The 19,307-nt window shown below is 68.1% G+C and carries 15 protein-coding genes; 10 read left to right on the plus strand and 5 right to left on the minus strand.

Going from position 1 to position 19,307, the window contains the following annotated elements; translation table 11 throughout:
• Positions 1-51: 51 nt before the first annotated feature.
• The 7 genes from ACWKSV_RS07075 to ACWKSV_RS07105 all read left to right on the plus strand — a co-directional run bounded on the left by ACWKSV_RS07075 (position 52) and on the right by ACWKSV_RS07105 (position 8,427).
• Positions 52-1,161: a patatin-like phospholipase family protein gene (locus ACWKSV_RS07075; RefSeq protein WP_216637070.1), complete on the plus strand. Its 1,110-nt coding sequence runs from the start codon at positions 52-54 to the stop codon at positions 1,159-1,161.
• Positions 1,162-1,487: 326 nt separating this feature from the next.
• Positions 1,488-3,503, plus strand: coding sequence for an HAD-IIB family hydrolase (locus ACWKSV_RS07080; protein WP_076716738.1), 2,016 nt, complete (start codon positions 1,488-1,490; stop codon positions 3,501-3,503).
• Positions 3,500-4,642, plus strand: coding sequence for a hypothetical protein (locus ACWKSV_RS07085; RefSeq protein ID WP_076716739.1), 1,143 nt, complete (start codon positions 3,500-3,502; stop codon positions 4,640-4,642). The genes ACWKSV_RS07080 and ACWKSV_RS07085 overlap by 4 nt, the downstream gene beginning before the upstream one ends.
• A complete protein-coding gene (locus ACWKSV_RS07090) occupies positions 4,639-5,553 on the plus strand; it encodes a galactosyltransferase-related protein (protein ID WP_076716741.1) in 915 nt (304 codons plus the stop codon). The genes ACWKSV_RS07085 and ACWKSV_RS07090 overlap by 4 nt, the downstream gene beginning before the upstream one ends.
• Entirely contained in the window at positions 5,550-6,626 is a 1,077-nt protein-coding gene (locus ACWKSV_RS07095; protein WP_076716742.1) for a glycosyltransferase, read from the plus strand. Before ACWKSV_RS07090 ends, ACWKSV_RS07095 begins: the two co-directional genes overlap by 4 nt.
• Entirely contained in the window at positions 6,623-7,534 is a 912-nt protein-coding gene (locus tag ACWKSV_RS07100; RefSeq protein WP_076716744.1) for a polysaccharide pyruvyl transferase family protein, read from the plus strand. The genes ACWKSV_RS07095 and ACWKSV_RS07100 overlap by 4 nt, the downstream gene beginning before the upstream one ends.
• Positions 7,531-8,427 carry a glycosyltransferase family 2 protein gene (locus ACWKSV_RS07105; protein ID WP_076716745.1) on the plus strand — a complete coding sequence of 299 codons (897 nt, stop codon included), beginning with the start codon at positions 7,531-7,533 and terminating at the stop codon, positions 8,425-8,427. Before ACWKSV_RS07100 ends, ACWKSV_RS07105 begins: the two co-directional genes overlap by 4 nt.
• On the opposite strand, the gene ACWKSV_RS07110 is transcribed toward ACWKSV_RS07105, so the two are convergent.
• From ACWKSV_RS07110 to ACWKSV_RS07130, 5 genes are all read right to left on the minus strand, one after another.
• Positions 8,405-10,654 (minus strand): TonB-dependent receptor domain-containing protein, encoded by a 2,250-nt coding sequence (locus tag ACWKSV_RS07110; RefSeq protein ID WP_083706673.1) that lies wholly within the window; start codon positions 10,652-10,654, stop codon positions 8,405-8,407. The two genes, ACWKSV_RS07105 and ACWKSV_RS07110, sit on opposite strands and share 23 nt — an antisense overlap.
• An 85-nt stretch (positions 10,655-10,739) precedes the next feature.
• Entirely contained in the window at positions 10,740-11,675 is a 936-nt protein-coding gene (locus ACWKSV_RS07115; protein WP_076716747.1) for a FecR family protein, read from the minus strand.
• On the minus strand, positions 11,672-12,193 hold the full coding sequence (locus tag ACWKSV_RS07120; protein ID WP_172839736.1) for a sigma-70 family RNA polymerase sigma factor: 522 nt from the start codon (positions 12,191-12,193) through the stop codon (positions 11,672-11,674). Before ACWKSV_RS07120 ends, ACWKSV_RS07115 begins: the two co-directional genes overlap by 4 nt.
• A 44-nt stretch (positions 12,194-12,237) precedes the next feature.
• A complete protein-coding gene (locus tag ACWKSV_RS07125) occupies positions 12,238-13,038 on the minus strand; it encodes a ChbG/HpnK family deacetylase (protein WP_076716750.1) in 801 nt (266 codons plus the stop codon).
• The gene (locus tag ACWKSV_RS07130; RefSeq protein WP_172839672.1) at positions 13,013-13,912 is read right to left on the minus strand and encodes a glycosyltransferase family 2 protein; all 900 of its coding nucleotides are present in this window, start codon (positions 13,910-13,912) and stop codon (positions 13,013-13,015) included. Before ACWKSV_RS07130 ends, ACWKSV_RS07125 begins: the two co-directional genes overlap by 26 nt.
• 270 nt (positions 13,913-14,182) lie before the next feature.
• On the opposite strand from ACWKSV_RS07130, the gene ACWKSV_RS07135 reads away from it, so the two are divergent.
• From ACWKSV_RS07135 to ACWKSV_RS07145, 3 genes are all read left to right on the plus strand, one after another.
• Entirely contained in the window at positions 14,183-15,697 is a 1,515-nt protein-coding gene (locus ACWKSV_RS07135) for an ArnT family glycosyltransferase (protein ID WP_237243617.1), read from the plus strand.
• Between the two features lie 74 nt (positions 15,698-15,771).
• A complete protein-coding gene (gene yghU / locus ACWKSV_RS07140; protein WP_076716752.1) occupies positions 15,772-16,635 on the plus strand; it encodes a glutathione-dependent disulfide-bond oxidoreductase in 864 nt (287 codons plus the stop codon).
• A 236-nt stretch (positions 16,636-16,871) separates the two neighbouring features.
• The gene (locus tag ACWKSV_RS07145; RefSeq protein WP_237243387.1) at positions 16,872-19,232 is read left to right on the plus strand and encodes a hypothetical protein; all 2,361 of its coding nucleotides are present in this window, start codon (positions 16,872-16,874) and stop codon (positions 19,230-19,232) included.
• The last annotated feature ends 75 nt before the right edge of the window (positions 19,233-19,307 follow it).

The raw sequence follows: 19,307 nt of genomic DNA on the forward strand, positions 1-19,307 counted from the left end.
GAGGAACGGGGTTATCGACCCCACACCCCCATAAAAATCCACCGAAACGGGATGGCATTTGCCTTTTGTGCGTTGCAACATGACGCGACGCAGAAGGAGGTATGCCATGACCGACCGTCTCGAACCCCATGTCCCGTCGCGCCCCCGCGTCGCCCTCGCGCTGCAAGGCGGCGGCGCGCATGGCGCCTATGGCTGGGGCGTGGTGGAGCGCCTGCTGGACGAGAGGATATCGAGATCGTCGGGGTCAGCGGCGCCAGCGCCGGGGCAATCAACGGTGCGGCGGTCGTTGCGGGCTATGCGACCGAGGGCGCGGCGGGGGCAAAGGCGGCGCTGGAGCGGCTATGGGGCCATGTCGCCGATGCCTCTCCGCTCGCCCCGCTCGATGTCGGCGCAATGGGCGGTCCGTTCTTCGAGCCGCTGCTGCGCCGGTCGCTGGACATCGCGAAACTCTCCAGCCGCTATGTCGCGCCTTTCCTGCCCGGCGTGCGCGACATGCGCGCGCTGCGACAGGCGGTCGCGGAAAGCATCGACCTGGACTTCCTCGCCCGCCAGACGCGCCTGCCCTTCTATGTCGCGGCGACGCATATCGCGAGCGGATCGGCGCGGCTGTTCACCGGCGAGGATGTGACGCTCGACGCGCTGATGGCCTCGGCCTGTCTGCCCGAACTGTTCGCGGCGGTGGAGATCGAAGGCGAGCAATATTGGGACGGCGGCTTCACCGCCAACCCCGCGCTGGAGCCGCTGCTGACCGAGGCGATCGGCGCGACCGATATGATGATCGTCCAGATCACGCCCTTCACCGTCGAGGATGTCGGCGGCTCGGTCGGTGAGGTGATGCGCCGGGTCAGCGATATCAGCTTCAACGCCTGTCTGCGCCGCGACCTACGCGCCCTGTCGGAGATTCAGGACGTCGCCCGTGCCGAAACCTCTCGAGATCCGCGAATGCGGGCGATCGCGCGGGTCAATCTGCACCTACTGTCGCCGCCGCCCCAACTGGCGGGGCCATCGGGGACGAGCAAGGTCGACACGCGCTGGTCGGTGCTCCAGGATTTGCGCGAGATGGGTCGTGCGCAGGCCGAAGAGTGGCTGGCCGCCCATCGCGAAACGCTCGGCCGCGCGTCGTCCTTCAAGGGGCTGCCCGAGGACATGATGCGGCCCTGAACCGCTTTTTCCGGTCATTTCGGATTTTTGGGTGGTCCGGGCGGAACACTGATCCCAGGCACCTGTTGTCATGGACTGGAGTGGCCAAAGCGGAAACAAGAGGACGGAAACCCATCGTTTCCGAAGTGGGTGCCGGGCGGAATGGACGACGGCCTTAGCGTATCCAACGGGCAGCCGCCCCTCAGCCAATTTCACCGATATTGATATTGATCAAGAATTGGGCGAGGAAAATGACGCCCATATCAATCGAATGCAATCTTTCCGCTATCCGGCTGGGAGCCAATCAATATTTATAACGTTGTCGCTCCATAACGAAAGGGGCGAGATTGTTCATCCTGCATCTGGCACTTGGTGGGTGCCTGAAATCGCCACCTGTCCATTATGGCATCACCGCCGATACGGGCGGTCATATTGCTTATATTCTGGACGCAGCCGCCGCACAGGCGAAGAATGTTGATACACATCAAGTCTCCATCGTCACCCGGCTCTTCGAGGAACCGGGACTGCCGCTCGATCACGCCCGCGCTACCGAATGGCTTTCGCCCAAGCTGACGATCGACCGGATCGCCACCGCCAATCGACGCTATCTGGAGAAGGATGCGCTCGCTGACGATCTGGCCGCCTTCACCGAGGCGTTCTGCGCGCACCTCGCCCGATTGCCGCGCTTGCCCGACGTCATACATGCGCACTTTTCTGACGCCGCCGCCGTCGCGGCCGAGGCACGGCGGCGCTTTGCCATCCCCTTCGTCTATACCCCGCACGCACTGGGCATCGACAAGCGCCGCCATCACGGTCCGTCGCCCGCGCTGGATGGCCGTATCGCCGCCGAGCGGACGGCCATCGCCAGTGCCGACGCCCTGATCGTCTCGACCGAGGACGAGGCCGAGCGGCAGGTCCATGCCTATGGCATTCCAGCCGGCGGACGGATCCACCGCATCGCGCCCGGCGTGCCGAACCATGAGGGCGGCCGCCCACGTCGCCCGACGCTCGCCGACCGGCTGGGCGAGTGGCTCGACGAACCTGCCAAGCCCATCCTGCTCGCCATCGCCCGCCCTGTCGCCAAGAAGAATCTGGGCGCGCTCGCCCGCGCCTATGCCGCCTCGCCTGCCTTACGCGAGGCCGCCAATCTGGTCATCCTGGCGGGCCAGCATGACGGCCCCGGATCGGCCGAGGAGCGCGCGGTGCTGGCCGAGTTGCTGGCGCTCGCCGACAGGCCTGACCTTCGCGGTTGCTTCGCCCTGCCGCCACGGCATGACGGGCATGACGTCGCCGCCCTCTATGAGCGTGCAGCGGCGGGCGGCGTGTTCGTCAATGCCGCCCTTCACGAACCCTTCGGCCTGACCCTGATCGAAGCGGCGGCGGCGGGCGTGCCCGTGGTCGCCACCCGGCATGGCGGCCCCAGCGAGATCGTCGCCGCGCTGGGCCACGGCCTGCTGGTCGAGCCGCGCGACGAAGACGCCATCGCCGCCGCCTGTCTCACCATCCTGTCCGACCCCGACACCCATGCGCGGATGAGCGCGAATGGCAGGTCGGGCTCCACCCTTTATGCCTGGGACCGCTACGCCATGGAATCCACCGCGCTCTATGCCCATCTGCCGCGCACCCCCGGCCTGCTCGCCAGCGATATCGATCATACGCTGACCGGATGTCGGGTCGGCGCGCATGACTTTGCGGCATGGCGTCAGGCGAGCGACCTGCCCTTCGTCGTCGCGACCGGCCGCTCCTTCGCGATGGCGCGGATCATCCTGTCGCAATGGGGCATTCCCGAGCCGGACGCCTTCATCACCGATGTCGGCACACGCATCATGCTGAAGGGCCAGCGCGGATGGCAGGAATGCCCCGTCTTCGCCGCGCGTCTGGACGAAGGGTGGGACCGCAAGGCGGTGGTCGCCGCGCTCAAGCCGTTGCGCCTGCGCCCCCAGCCGCGCGACACGGCCGGGCCGCACAAGGTCAGCTATTTCGGCACCGCCGAGGATGCCGCGCGCGTCCGTGAGACGCTGGCCGAACAGGGACTTTCCGCCAAGACCGTCTTCTCGCATGGGCGGCTGATCGACGTGCTGGCGCCGCTGGGCGGCAAAGCGGCGGCGGTCGCCGCCTATGCCAAGCGGCTCGACCTGCCGATGGGCGCGTGCATCGCGGCCGGGGACAGCGGCAACGATGTCGACATGCTCGACGCCTGCGGCCATGCGATCGTCGTCGGCAATGCCGGGCATGAGCTGGCCGACCTGCCCGAGCGTGACGGCCTGCTGCGCGTCACCGCCCATCATGCCAATGGCGTGATGGAGGGGCTGGAGCGGCTGGGCCTGACCACGCCGATGCCGACCCAGGCGACGGCGGCGTGACGCGTCCCTTAGGTTATTTCGTCCACCATCAGGGGCGCGGCCATGCCGAACGCTGCGCCGCGATCCTGAACGCCCTGCCGCCCGAGCGCCCCGTCACCATCTTCTGTGCGCGCGACGACATTTTCCCAGCCCTGCCGCCGCAGGTCGAGATCGTCACCATCCCCTCGCTCTTCGAGCCGACCGGGCTGGAGGCGGGAACGATGGACATGGTGCCGACGCCCGAGACGTTGCACTGCGCGCCGCTCGGCTGGCCCGGCATCCGCCATGCTATGGCGGTGATCGCCAACTGGTTCGACCGCGCCGACCCCGCGCTGATGATCTGCGATGTCTCCGCCGAGATCGCGCAACTGGCGCGTATCTGTTCGGTCCCGCATGTGAAGATCCTCCAGCATGGCGACCGCAGCGATGCCGGGCACCGCGCCGCCTATGACGGCGCCGCCGGATTGCTCGCCGCCTTCGACGAGGCGCTGGCCCAGCCCGAATGGGACGCCGCCATGCGCGCCAAGACCTGCTTCGTCGGCGGACTGGGCGTCGACACCCGCATTCCCGAACGCGAGCTGGCACGCCAGCGGATCGGCGTCGGCGCGGACGAGGAAATGATCCTGGTCCTGTCGGGCGGCGGCGGCGGCGGTTTCGCCCAGGCCCCGCTCGGTGTCGGCGCGCGCAGCCGCCCCGGTGCCCGCTGGATCACCATCGGCCCGGTCGCGCGCGATTGGCATGCGACCGAGCCGGCCAATATCGAGCATCGCGGCTGGGTCGACAATCCGGCCGACCATGTCGCCGCCGCCGACCTCGTCATCGCCTCGACCGGCAACACCACCTGCCAGCAGATACTGGCCGCCGCCCGCCCCTGGCTCGCTATTCCCGAATGGCGCTATTTCGACGAGCAGCATCGCAAGGCGGAGGCGCTGGCCGCCGCCGGGGTCGCCTGCGTCCGTCCGCATTTGCCTTCCTCGGCCCAGGCCTGGACCACCGCGCTGGCCGAGACCCACAGCCAGCACCGCCCCGCCATACAGCGCGCGATGATCGCCGACGCGCCTGCGCAGACCGCCGCCGACTGGCTGGAGGCGCTGTCCGCCCGGCTCTGGCCGATCGACCTCACCCATTCCCTTCCCCAATCCACCGGAGCCTCTTCATGATCTCGGTCGTCACGCTCGCCGGGGGCCGCCCCGAACATCTGCGCAACGTCGTGATCGGCCTGACCCGCCAGACGATGCTCCCCGCCGAGCTGATCGTCGCGGTCATTCAGGACACGCCCTATGACCTGCCGGAAGCCCCCTTCCCGATCCGCCAGATGATGGTGTCCGGCCCGCGCCTGCCGCTGGCGACCGCACGCAATGCCGCGGCCGAGGCGGCGGTCGGCGACAAGCTGGTCTTCCTCGACATGGATTGCATCCCGACCCCCGAATTGCTGGCCGATTATGATCGCTATCTGGATCAGGAAGACGGGCTGCTGATGGGCGAGGTCATGTACCTGCCCGGCGGCGCGACGGCGGGCGAATGGCGATATCAGGATTTCGCCGAGGTCGCGGTGCGCCACTCCGACCGGCGCGGACCGCCGCCGGAGGGGATCGAGCGGTGCGAGGATTATCGCTGCTTCTGGTCGCTGAACTTCGCGATGCGTCGTGACACCTTCCTCGGCACCGGCGGGTTCGACGAGCGCTATGCAGGCTATGGCGGCGAGGACACCGATTTCGGCAAGGTGGTGGACAAGGCGGGCGTGCCGATCGCCTGGATCAAGGGCGGGCTCGCCTATCATCAATACCACCCACACCACATGCCGCCGGTCCACCATATCGACAGCGTGGTGCGCAATGCCGAATTGTTCGAGGCGAAATGGGGCTATCGCACCATGGGCCACTGGCTGCACGCCTTTCGCCTGATGGGCCTGATCGACGACACGCCCGGCCGCCCGATCCAGATCCTGCGCCGCCCCGATAAGGATGACCTCGCGCTGACCGGGCAGCAGAGCCACCAGCCCTATGCCAACACCGCCAGCGTCATCCGCCTGCTGGAGGAGCGCGCCGGCAAGCCCCGCGTCGCGGCATGAGGATCGCACTGCTCGCCCATGTCCGCCAGCCCATCCGCCAGCCTTTCCTGGGTGGCATGGAGGCGCATGGCTGGTATCTGGCCGAGGGACTGGCGGCGCGCGGGCATGAGGTGGTGCTGTTCGCCAGCGGCGACAGCGACCCGCGCTTCACCCTCGATCCGGTCCTGCCGGTCCATTACGAAGCCGTCTTCCCCTGGGCCGAGCATCGCGGCAAGCCCGAGCTGATCGCGCATGTCGATGCGGGCTATGCCGCCGCCTGCGACCGGATCGCACGCGGCGGGTTCGATGTGATGCACAATAACAGCCTGCACCGTTTCCCGCTGGAGCAACGCCGGACCGCGCAGGTGCCGACCGTCACCTCGCTGCATGTGCCGCCTTATGACGCGCTCCATCATTTCGTGACGATCAGCCCCAGCCCGACCCATAGACTGACCGTCACCTCCGCCAGCCAGCTAAGGGCCTGGTGGCCGAACGGCGCGCCGCCCGAAGCCTCGGTGCTGCACAATGCTATCGACCCCGACGCCTGGCCCTTTGCCGAGCAAGGCAATGGCGAGGCGGTGTGGTGCGGGCGGATCACCCCCAACAAGGGCACGCACCTCGCCATCCGCGCCGCGCGGGAAGCGGGCGTCGCGCTGACCCTATTCGGCGCGGTCGAGGACCCGGACTATTTCGCCGCCGAGGTCGAACCGTTGCTGGGCCATGGCATCCGTTATGGCGGGCATCTGGACGGCGCAGCGCTGGCGCAGGAACTGGGCCGGGCCTCGGTATTCCTCTTCACCCCCTGTTGGGACGAACCGTTCGGGCTGGTGGCCATCGAGGCAATGGCGTGCGGCCTGCCGGTCGCCGCGTTCGATGCAGGTGCGGCGCGCGAAGTCGTCGGCGAGGCCGGGTGCGTCGCCCCAGCCGGGGATGTCACCGCGCTGGCCGACGCGCTGACCCGCGCCATGGCCATCCCGCGCAGCACCGCCCGCCGCCGGGTGGAGACGCATTTCGCCCGCGACCTCTGGCTGGACCGTTGCGAGGCACTTTACGCCAGCGTCCGTACCGCCTTGCCGAGCGCCATCGCGGCGTGAGCGAGGATGTGATCGCAGGCCAGCGAAAGGTGCTGCTCGACCTCTATCGTCGTCACGTCACGTCGGGGGAGCCCTATGCGCTGGTCGATTTTCCCGATCATCCCAATGTGGGCGACAGCGCGATCTGGCTGGGGGAGATCGCGCTACTCCAAGCGGTCGGCGCGGGCGATCCGGCCTATATCTGCCGCTGGGACGATTTCGACGAAGCGGCCTTCCGCGCCGCCTGTCCGACCGGGCCGATCCTGATCCATGGCGGCGGCAATCTGGGCGACATCTGGCCGCATCATCAGCATTTCCGCGAACATCTGATCGAACGCTTTCCCGACCGCCGGATCGTCCAGCTGCCCCAGTCGATCCACTTTCGCGACGAAGCCCATCGCAACCGCTTCGCCGCACTGGTCGACAGCCACCCGGATTTCCACCTCTATGTCCGCGACACGGCGAGCCTCGACCTGGCCCGCCGGCATTTCACCTGCCCCAGCACGCTCGCCCCCGATTCCGCTTTCGGCCTGGGCAGCGTCGAGCGACCGACCTTGACGGATTGCCAAGTGCTGATGCTGCTGCGCTCAGACGCCGAACGTGCCGCGCGCGACGACGCGCCTTTGCTGGCCCTTGCGGATACGGTAGCCCTGGACTGGCTCGACGAACCGCCGGTCGCGGCGTCCGCTTCGACCGAGCGGGCACGGGAGCGCGTCGAACGCGGGCTGACGCTGCTCGCTCGCGGCGAGCGGATCGTCACCGACCGGCTGCACGGCCATATCCTGGCCCTGCTGCTCGGTATCCGCCACGTCGTGCTGGACAATGACTATGGCAAGGTCGGCGCCTATATCGCGGCCTGGACGGCGGAAAGTCCGCTCGTCCGGCAGGCGCGATCCGCGCAGGAGGCGGCGGAGCTGGTCGCGGGATGATCGATATCAGCCTGCTGATCTGCACCCGCAACCGCAGCCGCAGCCTGGCCGCCACGCTGGCCTCGATCGATACCGCCGCCCGGCATCCCGGCATCGGCGCGATCGAACTGATCCTGGTCGACAATGGCTCGACCGATGCCACGTCGGCGGTGATCCGGCACTGGGCGATCGACCGGCCCTTTACGGTGCGCCTGCTGTCGGAGCCGCTGCCCGGCCTGGCCCGCGCCCGCAACCGGGCACTTAGGGCGGCGCGGGGGCGGATCGTCGCGATGACCGACGATGACTGCGTGCTGCATCCCGATTACTTCGCGCATATGGCCCGGGCCTTTGCCGGGCAGCCCGCCCCCGTCATCATCGGCGGGCGTATCCTGCGTGGCGATCCCGCCGACCTGATGCTGACCGTCAAGCTGGAGGATCATCCGATGATCGCCGAGCCGGACAGCTTTCCCGGCGGCTTCGTCATGGGCGCCAATCTGGCCTTCACCGCCGATGTCGGCCGCATGGTCGGGCCGTTCGACGAGCGGTTCGGGGCGGGCGCGCCGTTCCGTGCCGCCGAGGACACCGATTTCCTGCTGCGAGCCCAGGCGCTGGGCATAGCGATCCGCTACGACCCCGACTTCGTCGTCGACCATTATCACGGCCGCCGCCGGGAGGACGAGGCCGTCGCGCTGCTGGCGGGATACGGCTTTGGCGACGGAGCGCTCTACGCCAAGCATGCCCTGACCGACCGCCGGGTCCGCCGCTGGATGGTGCAGGACGTCCGCAACCTGCGCGATCGCTTTGCCGGGCCGGTGCCCACGATCCGGCATTTCCACGCCTTTCGCCTGCGCCATGTGCTGGCGGGCCTGGCCGCCTACGCCCGCGTCGCGGTCAGAAATCCGCGCTTAGCCTGACCCCCACGGTGCGCGGCCGCAACGGTGTCGAGACATTGCGCCGCCCGAGCAGAAACGGATTGCCATAGGCGAAGCGATTGCCCCGCTCGTCGAACAGATTGTCGAGCGTCAGCGCCAGTGCATAGCCGCCCCGTCGGGCGGTCAGCCCCAGATTAGCGACGCCATAGCCCCCCTGCCGGACGTCGAACATGTCGCCGACACCCAGCACCGAGGGGCCGACAAAGGCCACTTCCCCCCGCGTCGACAGGATCGTGTCGCGCCCCAGGGCCAAATCGCGAACCAGCCCCAGCCGCGCCGAGACACTGGGCGTCTCCGGCAAGCGGCGATTGTTGGCGCGGCTGAGCAAGGCGGTCGAGCCTGTCGCCTCATTGTCGGTCACGAACACCGCCCCGGTCAGGTGCCAGTCACGCTGCGGCACCCACTCGACCCAGCCCTCCAGCGCATCGACACGCGCATCGCCGATATTGCTCGTCACCGGCTGCCCGGCGCGGTTGAGCAGGTCGGCCTGGATCGCCTTCCAACGGGCATGGGACAGGCTGACCGACGCCGACAGCCCCGTCGCCCCGCGCCGGACATGGCGCAGCCCCGCCTCGACCATCTGGATCGAGTCGGACTCGAAGTTCGCGACCCGCCCGACGCCCGCCGCGACCGCCAGACCACCGGTGCGAAAGCCCGACTGATACCGCCCGAACGCGGTCCAGTCGCCACCCAGCGCCCACGCGAAACCGAAGGTCGGATCGACCCGCGTGGTCGACCGGCCGCGCACGAAATTCTTGGATCGCGGCGTGATCGACGGTTCGCCATCGACCCGCGCGGCGGTCACGCGCCCGCCCAGCGTCAGCGACAGGCGGCCGGTGACGGGATGCGTCGCCTCGCCGAACACGGCACCGCTGCGGGTGACGTTGGTCACGCCGATCACCGGTCTGACCCCTTGGCGGATGGTCAGCGATCGCCCCATCACCGACTGGTCCGACACCAGATTGACGCCGACCACCCAGGATCCACCACCGGCTAGGCGTCGTGACACACGGCTTTCGTGCGAGAACAGCGTCTTGTCGCCGTTCAGCTGATAGGTTTCGTGCGGCACCACCGGGCTGGCATCGAACCGTTCGAAGGATGCGCCGCTGACGATGCCGGTGGCGGAGACGAATTGCAGGCCGCTCGCCCAGCTTTTGGACAGGAGCAGCCGCCCGAACCGCATGTCGCTCCAGGATGGCTGGGCGATCGCCGAGCGGCTGGCCAGCACATCCTCGCTCAGCACATATTGCGCGTCGCGCGATGCGATGGACTGGGTGCCGCCGCCCAGTTCTGCGCGCCAGCCGTCCCCGACCTTCCAGGTCAACGTGCCGCGCAAACCGCTGGTCACGACCCGGTTGATGTTGCGTGCCTTGGTCCGCAGATTGTCGATATAGCCGCCATCGACCGCATGATAGCCGACCAGCCGGATGCCCAGCGTATCCGCCAGCAGCACCTTGTTGGCGACCGCCGCCATATCGTTGCTCGGCGCCCCGCCCCCGGTCAGTGCGCCGCCCCATTCGATCCGCCCGCCATCGCGGGTTAGCGACACGGGGTTTGAGGTCAGGCGGATGATCCCGCCGATCGCACCCGAGCCGTGCAGCGCCCCTTGCGGCCCTTCGGCAATCTCGACCTCGCCGATGTCGTAGAGTTTCAACCCCGGATCGGGCCCGGCAAAGGCGATCTGCACCTCGTCGAGATAGAGACTGGCTGTGGACTCGGTCGCGCCGTTGAAGCTGCTGTCGGCGATGCCGCGGATGAACAGCTTGTTGCGCCCCGGTCCCAGCGCGGTGGTCTGCAGGATCGGCGTCTGCCCCGCGACACTGCTAAGGTCGATCGATCCGTTGGGCAGCGCGACGCCGCGCCCGATCACCGATACGCTCCCCGGATAACGGGCCAGTTCGGTGCCCTGTTTGCTGGCGGTCACGATGATATCGCCGGTTCGGCCAGCGGGCGGCGGGATGGCGGGCGGAGGGCGGCTGATGGATGGGCGACGCGGCGATCCTACGATACGGAAGCTGACGGAGTCGATCGCGATGGCGCGGTAGCCGGTCCCGCGCAGCAACTGCGCCAGGGCTCTGGCGGGCGGCGCGCCGGTGGTCAGGGCCTGGGCGCGAACATCACGCAGGCGGGGATCGGTGGCAACGACGGTGATGCCGCCCTGTCGCGCCAGTTCGCGCAGCGCGAAATCCAGCCTTGCGGGGGCGAGCATGATCCGGCGGGACGCCGCTACGTTGGCTGTCTGCGCTCGACCGGCGACGGGCAAGGCAAGGGCGATCGCGACCAACAGGCCGCGTTCAATAAACTCCGTCCGACGCCCGTAAAATCCAGTCCCCACCGCTCTGGCGCCACTCCGCGCCGATCAGCTTCGCAAGACGTGGAACGTCCCGGCTGGCGTCCCCCGTCACCCGGACCAGCCCGGTGACGCTGCGTTTCGCCAACGGCCCCTCCACCGCGATCCGCATGCCATAGGCGGATTGCAATCGTGCAGCAATCGTGTCGACCGTATCGCCGTCCAGATCCAGCAGGCCGCGACGCCAGCCGCCGACCATCGCCGGATCGACCTGCACGCGGCGAAGGCTGCCCCGCGCCTCGTCCAGCCGTGCCCCCTGCCCGGCGGTCAGCTGTATCGTCTGGCCCTGGGGGGCAAGCGCGACCGCCCCTTCCGCGACCGTCACGTCCAGCCGAGCCCCCTCACGCCGGACGTTGAACACGGTCCCCACGTCGCGGATGGCGACATCGCCGGAGCGGAGTTCGAAAGGAGCGGAGGCATCGTGGCGAACGCGGAACAGCGCCTGCCCGCTTTCCAGCGTCGCGATCCGCGTGTCGTTGCGGTCGAGTTGAAGCCGCGATCCCCCCGCCAGCTCGACCTGCGTGCCGTCGTTCAGGGCAATGGCTCGCGTCTCGCCGGGCCGGGTCTGTTCGACCCGGATATCGGGCCGCGCCTGCATCAGCACCGGCCCCGCGATCAGCGCGACGGCCGCCGCAACGCCGCCCATCAGCCACCAACGACCCCACCCCCTGTTGTCGTTGGCGGCCACCGGCGTTTCCACGATGACGGGTTCCGGCTCGGTCACCGGATCGGCCAGCAGGGCATCGGCCATCGCCACCGCGTCATAGGCGCGCGCATTGGCCGGGCTGTCTTCAAGCCAGGTCGCAAAGGCGTCCCATTCGGCCGCGCTCATGTCGCGCTGCCGGACGTGCCAGTCGATCGCCTGTTCCTCCCGCGTCACTCGTCCCCGCTCCTTCCACTGTCAGGACGACGCCGACACGTCCGATCCGCACCCTCGGCATCACGATTTTCTTGCAAAAATTGGTAAGCGCGGCGCAGCAGCTTTTCGACGGCACTCACCGTGATGCCCATCTGTTCGGCAATGTCACGCTGCGGCCGTTCCTCGAAGCGGAACAGGGTGAAGGCCTCGCGCATCCGGTCGGGCATCTGCGCGATCATCGCATGCGCCTGAGCCAGCTCACTGCGGCCCGACGCGATCCGTTCGGGATCGGCATATTCGGCGGATTGCGGCTGCACTTCTTCCCACGCGCCATCCCGCACGCCGCGCCGGGCGGCGGCGATACGGCGGTCGGTTGCCAAATTGGTCGCCATGCGGCAGAGAAAGGGAATGGGCTGGTCGATCAGCGTGGCGTCGAGCCCGGACACGCGCAGCCAGAGGTCCTGAAGCGCATCTTCCGCTTCGTCGGGCGAGCCGAGCCGGGCGGCCAGCAGGCGACGCAGCAGCGGGCGCGCCTCCATGAACCGGCCTTCCAGACCCTGATTACCCAAAGACCGCCCTCGTATCAGGCGGCGAAGGCCAGCCCGCGTTGCGCCGCCATGTCAGACACCGAAACGGCGCGCAAGACATCGGCTTCGTCGCGCCGCGCCGCCGCGATCACGTCGCCCGCCCGCTTGCCCGCACCGGGATGGCACATCACCAGATGCTCCGCCCCGCCATGATCCAGGAAACGCGGCAACGCCTCGGCAAAGCGGCCGTCAAAGCCGTAATGCCCGGCAAAACCCCGGTTGCAGTGCAGCCCCGCCGCCTCCGCCGCACGGGTCAGGCCGCGCGAGTGATAGGCGCTGCCGATCGCCTTGCCCCGCCATGGCCGGCCGAGCAGTCCGACCAGCCGGTCCTCGCAGGTACGTACCCAGGCTCCGGGCGCACGCCGCCGCGTGATCGCCAGCACGATCGGGCGGACACCGGGCAGCGCGTGCGAATGCTGGTGCCCGTCGACAAAGGCGGGCGGACGGCCCATCGCCGCCTCGAACCGGTCGAACTGCGCCTCGACCTCGCGGGTGATCTCGGCCGGGTCGAGCTGTCCGCGCGATGCCAACTGCGTCAACGGATCGATCCCCGGCATCACTCCGTCCTGGGTAAAGCCATTGGGGTGGATCGGCGCTTCCTCGGTCAGGGTCAGATGCAGACCGATCTGCGCCGTCTGCGGCACGGATCGCAGCATCACGCTGTCCTCCATCCAGTTCGGACGAAGGGTCATGCAGCTTGTCGCGTTCAATTTGCCCGAGCGCAGCAACTCGGCGATGACCAGACTGTCTTCGGTGGAAAAGGCGAAATCGTCAGCGCAGAGAATAAGCCGGTTCACCCACGACCCCCGCCAGTTGCTGATAGGCCCGCTCGCGCATCCGCTCGGTCGTGAGCCGCCGCGCGCGCAGTCGCTTCGCGAGGAAGTCGTAGAAGAACCAGTCCCCGGCGAACGGCGCGGCCACGCTGTAGACCAGCCGCTCGGTCAGCGTCCAGCGGATCGACTCCCGGTCGCGCTCGCGGTCGGAAGGCACACACCAGAAGCCATCGGCATAGGCCATGGTGCCGTGACGCATGACGCGGTGGATGACCTCATGATCCTCCAGCACGAAATTCCAGCGACGCGCATCGAACCCGCCCGCGGCCTTCAGCGCCTCGGTCCGGAAGGCCTGGCCCGCGCCGCCCGCATGGCACTGACGCGGCAGGAACCGCGCGGCCAGCCGGATCGCGGCGGACTCGCGACGACGCTCCGCCTCGCCGTCCTTCGGCGCGATGAAATAGGCCCCGGCGACTACGCAGCCGGGCTTTTCCAGCAGGGCTTGCGCCTGCGCCAGATAATCGGCCGGATAATAGGTGTCGGCATCGCAGGTCGCGACGAAGCGCGTGTACACATATTCGAGGCCCAGGTGCAGCGCATTGATCTTGCCCGGCAAACCCTGGTGGAGCAGGATATGGTCCAGCCCCAGCCGCTCGCAGGTATCGGTCGCCACACGCGCGCTGGCGTCGAGCGAGCCATTGTCGACCAGCACCAGCCGGAACCGCACCGTCTGCGCCGCCAGGCTTTCCAGCGTGGCAGCGAGATCGCGCTCCTCGTTGAAAAAGGGCACGACCACGGTCCAGCATGGCGCGACATAGGCGCCCGTCCGTTCCGTCTTCCCCGCCTGGGCCCAAGCCGTAGCATTCCGCCAGGCCGCGCCTTCCGCATCGAGCAGCATTACCCCACCCCGCCCTTAAAACGACCAAACCACCCGGTTGCCGAAGCCCCCGCCCGGCAGCGGCCGGAGCCACAACCAGAGGTGTTCATGGCTAAGACGAAGCAGTCCCCGCCGAACCGGACATGGTGGCTGAAAATATTTTCACTCGATCGGGAACCATGTCGATTTTCTTTGCGAAAGCCCCGGTGTCGATGACATGGGCGGCGGCGCACCGGGCCGGGTCCACAGGACTTTGCTCCGCCCGTCGCCCATCCTCCAACAGGGTTCGTGATGACGGAAATGACGCCCGCCCGCCCCGCTTTTTCGACGCCGCATGGATTCAGGCTGTTCCTGAACCGGCCGATCGGTGCCGCGCTGGTCCTGCTGGCCTTTGCGGTGCTGACCCGGATGCGCGACTTCGGCAATCCGGTCGCCCATGTCGACGAGCAATATTATCTGCTGGTCGGCGACCGCATCCTGCACGGCGCGCGGCTCTATATCGATCTGTGGGACCGCAAGCCGCCGGGTCTGTTCCTGCTGTTCTCCGGCTTTCGCCTGCTGCCCGGTGACGGTTTCCTGGCCTATCAGCTGATCGGAACGCTCTGCACCGCCGCGACCGCATGGCTGATCTGGCTGGCCGCGCGGCGCATGGGCCTCGGCTTTCCGGCGGGACTTGTCGCGGGTGCGGCCTATGTCCTGTGGTTGCCGCTGCTCAGCGGCGGAAGCGGCCAGTCGCCGGTCTTCTACAATCTGGCGATGACCGCCGCCGCCGTGCTGACGCTGGAACTGCCGCGTCTCGCCGAGCGGCGAGCAGTCGGCGCGATCGTCATCAGCGGCGCCATCGCCTGTCTACTGGCGGGTATCGCGATCCAGATCAAATATACCCCGCTGGTCGAGGGCGCGTTCTTCGGCCTGGCGCATCTCTGGTATCTCTGGCGGGCGCGGGCGAATGTCGTGGTCGTGATGCTTGCCGCGCTCGCCTGGATGCTACTCGGGCTGCTGCCGACGGGGCTGGTCGTGCTGTCGTTCTGGCTGGGCGATGCGGCGGCATTCGACGCCTTCTGGTTCGCCAATTTCACCTCGATCACGCTTCGGCGCGGCTATCCGGCGGCCAAGATCATCGGGCGGCTCGCGGGGATCGGCGGGCAGATGCTGCCGCTGATCGCCTGTGCGGCCTATAGCTGGCGCAAGGGCCCGAAGCATCTGGCGCTTACGCTGACCCGCATCTGGCTGGGCTTCGCGCTTATTGCCTTCGCGATGATCGGGGCGTTTTTCGATCATTATGCCCTGCCACTGGTCGCGCCACTGGCGCTCGCCGCCGCCCCGGCCTTCGCGCTCAGCCGAAAGGCGGTCATCGCGGTATTCGCGATCGGGGCCGGACTGTTCGTCTTCCACTCCGCCACCAACGACCCAAGTGAGGGCGACGGCATCCGCCGCATGGCGCAGGTGATGGCGGCGGTGGACGGGCGCGAATGCCCTTATGTGTTTGCGGGGGACTCCAGCCTTTACCATTTGTCGGGCGGCTGCATTCCGACCGCCTACGCTTTCCCCTCCTCGCTGGCCTATGAGGCGGAGCGCGGCGCGATCGGGATCGACGAAAGCGCCGAGGTCGCCCGCATCCTCGCCCGCCGTCCGCCCGCCATCGTGACGCTCGACGATCCCTTCTCGCCCTGGAATGCCGCGACGCAGGCTCAGGTCTCCGGCGCTCTGGCGCGCGACTATCGGCTGGTCATGGCGATCCCGCGCGAGGAGCGGCATGAGCTGCTGTACGTCCGCCGCGATCTGCCCATTCCGCCAGCGAAATAAAAGGCACGGTCGCGGTTGTTTTCGCCATCGCCCCCGCCCATCTCCCGCACCGGACAAAGCTGGAGCTACGAGCCATGAGCGACGACGCCTATACCCCGCCCGCCATCTGGACCTGGGACAAGGAAAGCGGGGGACGCTTCGCCGCCATCAATCGCCCCGTCGCAGGGGCGACGCATGACAAGGACCTGCCGGTCGGCGCGCATCCGCTGCAGCTCTATTCGATGGGCACGCCCAACGGCGTCAAGGTCACCATCCTGCTGGAGGAATTGCTCGCCGCCGGTCATGCGGGGGCGGAGTATGATGCCTGGCTGATCAGCATTTCGGAGGGCGATCAGTTCGGCAGCGGGTTCGTCGCGGTCAATCCCAATTCCAAGATCCCCGCACTGGTCGACCGGCGTGGGTCCGAGCCGCTCGCAATCTTCGAATCCGGCGCGATCATGGTCCATCTGGCCGAAAGCTTCGGCGCGTTCCTGCCGACCGATCCGGCCGCCAGGGCGCGCGTCCTGTCCTGGCTGTTCTGGCAGATGGGCAGCGCGCCGTTCCTGGGCGGCGGCTTCGGCCATTTCTATGCCTATGCGCCGGTGAAGATCGAATATGCCATCGACCGCTATGCGATGGAGGCCAAGCGCCAGCTCGACGTGCTGAACCGCCAGCTGGAGCATAACGCCTTTGTCGCAGGCGACGAGTACAGCATCGCCGACATGGCCATCTGGCCCTGGTACGGACAGCTGGTGCTGGGCCGCCTCTATGACGCTGCCGAATTTCTCCAAGTGCAGGACTATACCCATGTCCTTCGGTGGGCGCGCGAGATCGATGCCCGTCCTGCCGTGAAGCGCGGGCGCATGGTCAACCGCACCTTCGGCGAGCCGTCCGAGCAGTTGCGCGAACGACATGACGCCAGCGATTTCGAGACGAAGACAGCCGACAAGCTCGGCTGAACATTTGGTCCTCCCCTGCAAGGGGAGGTGGCAGCCCGAAGGGCTGACGGAGGGGTGTCACCAGCAGCGGTTACACCCCTCCACCAGCTTTGCTGGTCCCCGTCCCCTTGCAGGGGAGGAATGTGAAAACACAGATGACGCCCGCATGTCATCTACCGCGAATGGCTTGATCCCCGCCGCCGTCTGCGCCTTAAGTCCCCGCCATGCTCCCTCGCCTTCCCCTCCCACGCCCGCTGATGGCGCTGGCGCTCGCGGCGGCCGCTTTGGTCGAAGGCCCGCTCTGCGCCGCCGATCCGGCCCCTTTCGACCTGCCGGGGCCAGCGTTGCGCATTTCCGTCACGCGCGGCGACCGCACTTTGCCCATCGCCGAGGTGCCCAACCTTGCCACCGGCGACCGGCTGACCATCGAGGCGGACCTGCCCCGCGACCAGCGGGCGCATTACATCCTCTTCTCCGCCTTCCTGAGCGGCGCGACCAACCCGCCGCCCAAGGACTGGGTGAAGTCGGCCGAGACCTGGAAACCCAAGGACAAGGATCGCCGCCTGACCCTGACCGTGCCCAAGGGCGCCCGGCAGATGGCGCTGTTCCTGGTGCCGGAAACGGGCGGCGCATCGGGCACCATCGTCGATGCGGTGCGCGACCGGCCGGGCGAGTTCGTACGTGCGGTGCAGGATTTGAACCAAGCCTCGCTAGACCGTTCGCGGCTGAACGCCTTTGTCGCGGCGATCCGCGCACAGGAAAACAGCCACCCCGAGTTCCTGCGCACCCTCGCGCCCGCCCTGTCGAACAGCCTGGCGATCAAGCTGAACCCCGACTGCCTGGCCAAGGTGATCGAGTTGCAGGCGGCCTGTCTGCTCGAAAACCAGGAAAATCTGGTGCTGGCCGACATCCATAGCAGTTCGATGACCGACACGCTGATCGGCGCGCCGACCGATCTGGCCTTGCAGGTCAGCTATACGCGCGAGGCCGGGCTGGGCTATTACAGCCCCTATATCGCCGTGGTCCGCGACATTGCGCGGGTGTTCGGCGCGTTCGGCAATCCGCAATTCGGCTATCTGCCGACGCTGGCCACGCGGGACGGGGACCGGATGGCGCTGTTGCTCAATGCCGCCCCCTCTTTCGCCAAGCCCAAATCGGTGCTTGTCGCCGCCATGCCCGCCATCGACGCGGTCAGCCCGCCGCGCCTGCGCGTCACCGGCGATGTGCCGCTCTGCGGGGCGCGGCCGGGCCTGGTCCTGCCGGTGGAGGGTGCGCCGCTGATCTATTCGACGGCGTTTGCGCGCAACATGATGGTGTCGATCACCACCGCCGACGGCAAGCGGATCGACCTCCCCGTCCGCGCGCGGGCCGATCGCGGGGGTTATGTCCTGAGCGATCCGCTGCCTGCGGGGGCCTTGTCGGGCAAGGCGTCCGCCAAGCTGCACGGCGCCTGGGGTTTCGACAGCTTCGAGGGACCCAGCTTCACGCTGCAATTCCCGGGCAGCGGAGACTGGCGCGCGGACGATAGCGGCCAGAGCCTGGTCGTCGGCCGCGACAACAGCGTCGCGCTGACCGGCCCCGCCGCCGCCTGCGTGACCGGCGTGACGATGCGCAGCGGCTCGGGGGCGCCGCAGTCGGTGCCCTTCACCTTGCGCGGGGCGGACGGGATCAACGTCACCCTGCCGCTGAAATCGGCGCGGGCGGGTGACGTGACGCTGGAGGTGCAGCAGATCGGCGACGCCGCCCCGCGCACGGTCGCCTTGCGCGCCTTTTCGCCCGCCAGCCGGATCGACACGGTGACGCTGGCCAAGGGAGACTGGTACGCGACGCTGACCGGACAGCGGCTGGACGAGATTGCCGGGGTCGAGATCGGCGATGTCCGCCTCTCACCCGATAGCGTGACCCGCGAAGGCGATACAGACCGGCTGGTCGTCACCGCCGCCGATGGCCGCTTGCCGTCGGGCACCAGCGCGAAGATCAGGCTGACCGATGGACGCACCCTGTCGGTGCCGATCACCGCCGCGCCGCCGCGCCCCGCCGCGACGCTGATCGCGCGCAGCCTGACGCCCAAGGCGGCGGCGGGCGCGGTGACGCTGGCGACCAGGGACGAGGCGATCCTGCCCGACAATAGCCGCCTGACCTTCTCGGTCCGCGCCGCCGAGGGCACGCGATTGACCCCGACCGACGCGATCGAGGTCGGCACGGCCGATGGCAGCGCGTCGGTGATACTGGAAGGCGGGCGCGACGTCCGGCTGTCCTCGCCCGATATCGCGGTGGCGACGCTCGATCCGGCGCGGCTGGGTCCGGCGGCGGCGGGGGGCTTGCGCTATCGGATCGTGCGGGGGGGCATCAAGGGCGACTGGAGCCCGCTGGCCACGCTGGTCCGGCTGCCGGGGATCGACGCGATCACCTGTGGCGCCGATGGGTGCCAGATGGCCGGGCGCGACCTGTTCCTGATCGACCGGGTGGCGGCGAGTGCCGATATGGCCGGGGCGATCAGCGTGCCGCCGGGGTTTACGGCGTCGCGACTGGCGGTGCCTCAGGTGCAGAACGGGTTGCTGTACGTGACGCTGCGGGATGCGCCGGGTGTGGTGTTTACCTTGGCGCAGAAGTCATAGGGATTCCCTTGGCCTTCGACTTCGCTCAGGCTGAACGGAGGTTGGGGTTTTGGGGCCTTGTACCGAAAGCCGTTC

The sequence above is a fragment of the Sphingomonas sp. SphC10 genome, from assembly GCF_057004845.1.

Bases quoted from the DNA above. Each gene is read 5' to 3' on its own strand.
- ACWKSV_RS07075 (WP_216637070.1), top strand. From the start codon at position 52: ATGGCATTTGCCTTTTGTGCGTTGCAACATGACGCGACGCAGAAGGAG.
- ACWKSV_RS07090 (WP_076716741.1), top strand. From the start codon at position 4,639: ATGATCTCGGTCGTCACGCTCGCCGGGGGCCGCCCCGAACATCTGCGC.
- ACWKSV_RS07095 (WP_076716742.1), top strand. From the start codon at position 5,550: ATGAGGATCGCACTGCTCGCCCATGTCCGCCAGCCCATCCGCCAGCCT.
- ACWKSV_RS07105 (WP_076716745.1), top strand. From the start codon at position 7,531: ATGATCGATATCAGCCTGCTGATCTGCACCCGCAACCGCAGCCGCAGC.
- ACWKSV_RS07110 (WP_083706673.1), bottom strand. From the start codon at position 10,654: ATGCTCGCCCCCGCAAGGCTGGATTTCGCGCTGCGCGAACTGGCGCGA.
- ACWKSV_RS07120 (WP_172839736.1), bottom strand. From the start codon at position 12,193: ATGGAGGCGCGCCCGCTGCTGCGTCGCCTGCTGGCCGCCCGGCTCGGC.
- ACWKSV_RS07130 (WP_172839672.1), bottom strand. From the start codon at position 13,912: ATGCTGCTCGATGCGGAAGGCGCGGCCTGGCGGAATGCTACGGCTTGG.
- ACWKSV_RS07135 (WP_237243617.1), top strand. From the start codon at position 14,183: ATGACGGAAATGACGCCCGCCCGCCCCGCTTTTTCGACGCCGCATGGA.
- yghU (WP_076716752.1), top strand. From the start codon at position 15,772: ATGAGCGACGACGCCTATACCCCGCCCGCCATCTGGACCTGGGACAAG.
- ACWKSV_RS07145 (WP_237243387.1), top strand. From the start codon at position 16,872: ATGGCGCTGGCGCTCGCGGCGGCCGCTTTGGTCGAAGGCCCGCTCTGC.